Raw genomic sequence first — 2,070 nt, 5'->3', positions numbered from 1 at the left:
GGTCTACTCGAAGATCAAGTTCTGGCAGATGATCGGACGTGGAACGCGGCTCTGTCCCGACCTTTTCGGACCGGATGAGGACAAGCAGGATTTTCGTGTCTTCGATTTCTGCTTCAACTTCGACTTCTTTCACGAGAATCCGGATGGGATCGAGGCGAGTGGTGGAGTGCCGCTCGGCACCCGACTCTTCCGCTCTCGCGTCAAGCTCCTATCCCATGTCCAGACGACGCCTGCCTTGGACCCGGACATGAAGATGGTGGGTTCGCTGACCGATGAACTTCACGGCGAAGTGGCCGCGATGAACCGAGAGAACTTCATCGTGAGGATGCACCTTGAGGCGGTGAACCGCTTCCGTGAGCGGAATGCGTGGGAGCAACTCAGCGAATCCGACCTTAAGACGCTGCAGCTGGAGATCGCTGGACTTCCGAACGACATCGAGAAGGACGACATCGAGTCACGGATATTCGATCTCACCGCGCTTCGGATGCAGCTTGCCTTTGCCGAGGGCAACGAGACTGTCTTCGAGCGTGATCGTCGACTCGTCGTCGAGATCGCCATGCTGCTCGAAGAGAAGAGCACGATTCCGGCGGTGAAGACTCAGCTCGGCTATCTTGCCGCCGTGCAGGAAGCCGGTTTCTGGGAAGGAATCGGTCTCGGTGGCCTCGAGGACCTGCGGCTACGGCTTCGGGGGCTTGTCCCATTCCTGGACAAGAAGAAGCGCAAGATCGTCTACACGAACTTCGAAGACGAGGTCAAGGGGGTCCGAGAAGAACCGGCGCTCCCCACACCGAAGATGACCGGGGCTCAGTACGAGAACAAGGTCAAGGAATACCTCCGCAATCATCTCGATCACCTGGTCATCCACCGGCTGAGAACCTGCCAACCGCTCACCGATGCCGACCTGAAAGGGCTGGAATCAATCCTGGTCGAGATCGGCAAAGAGGACGGAGAAACGTTGTTCTCCGGGCTTCTTGCCCGCAGTGATTCGCCATCGCTCGCTCATTTCGTAAGGAGCTTGGTGGGGTTGGATCGAACGGCTGCGCAGGCCGCGTTCTCAGGTTTTCTGGCCGACAGGAGCCTCACGTCCCCGCAGATACGCTTTATCGAAATGGTGATTGACCAGCTTAGCGTACGCGGGGTCATCGAACCCTCGGCGCTCTACGAGCCACCGTTCACCAACCTGCACGCGGAGGGGCCGGACGCGCTCTTTGGCAGCAACGTGGAGGTGATCGAGGGAGTTTTCGAGGTGCTCCGGCAGGTTAATTCAAGACTGGTTGCTTAGTCGATCCACGGGTGAAGTGATTCACGGCAAGGAATCGCCTTAGTTCAAGCAGGACTGCCAAGGAGGGGTGAATGCAGAGGCCCGACGAAATGAGGCGAGAGATCGAGGCGCTGCCGGATCGCATCTCCAAGCCGCGTACCGCCATCCTGCTCGTCGCGGGCGTCATTTTTAGCCTTCCCGCTAGGGGATAATTGCGACGGGAGCGACCCCCGCGCCCGCACCGGGCAGGAAAAAGGGGGGGCGCTCCCTTCCACCTCCGATTTCCCCGTGCGGGCACGGCGAAGCCGGGAATGTGGCCGTAACTGCATGAGCGACGAAGAGTTCGGGGAAATCGGAGGTGTAAGTCGAGCCCTTTGTCTCCCTTACACTCCCGGATCGACACCGGGAAGCCCTTTCGCCTCACCACGAACCTCGTCGGTCCGCAGGTGACGCAGCTGTCGCAGGCGCTGGAGGCGCTGGGCCTTTCCCGGCGGCTGTTCCCGTGCCGCCACTATGCCGGCCACGCCCAGGGACGGAGCCGGCACTTCCCCCGCAAGCTCCCCTTGGCCGTGGAGGAGGACCGGGCGACCTTCGTCTACGTCGATCCCGGCCGGGACACCGATTCGGAGCTGCCCTCGTGGGGGGCGGCCCACGCCCGGCTTTGGGCCGCGTTGCGCGCACGGAAACGGCCGGTCCACGTCGTCGCGGGGGGGGGGGGCCCCCCCCCCCGGGGGGGGGGCGCCCCCCCCCCAGAAGGGGGCCCCCCCCCCCAGCGAGCCGGGGGGGGAGGGGGGGGGGGGGCGGGGTAA

Annotated in this window: 2 protein-coding genes; both read left to right on the top strand. The window is 62.8% G+C overall.

Annotated features, from left to right (window positions below):
• The first annotated feature begins 247 nt into the window (after window positions 1-247).
• Window positions 248-1,282 carry a hypothetical protein gene (locus OXT71_11925; protein ID MDE2927097.1) on the top strand — a complete coding sequence of 345 codons (1,035 nt, stop codon included), beginning with the start codon at window positions 248-250 and terminating at the stop codon, window positions 1,280-1,282.
• Between the two features lie 353 nt (window positions 1,283-1,635).
• Window positions 1,636-2,070 (top strand): hypothetical protein, encoded by a 435-nt coding sequence (locus OXT71_11920; GenBank protein ID MDE2927096.1) that lies wholly within the window; start codon window positions 1,636-1,638, stop codon window positions 2,068-2,070.

The sequence above is a fragment of the Acidobacteriota bacterium genome, assembly GCA_028874215.1.
Classification (GTDB): Bacteria; Acidobacteriota; UBA6911; order RPQK01; family JAJDTT01; genus JAJDTT01.
Note: the sequence above shows the minus strand (reverse complement) of the source record. Positions and strands in the feature narration are given on the sequence as shown.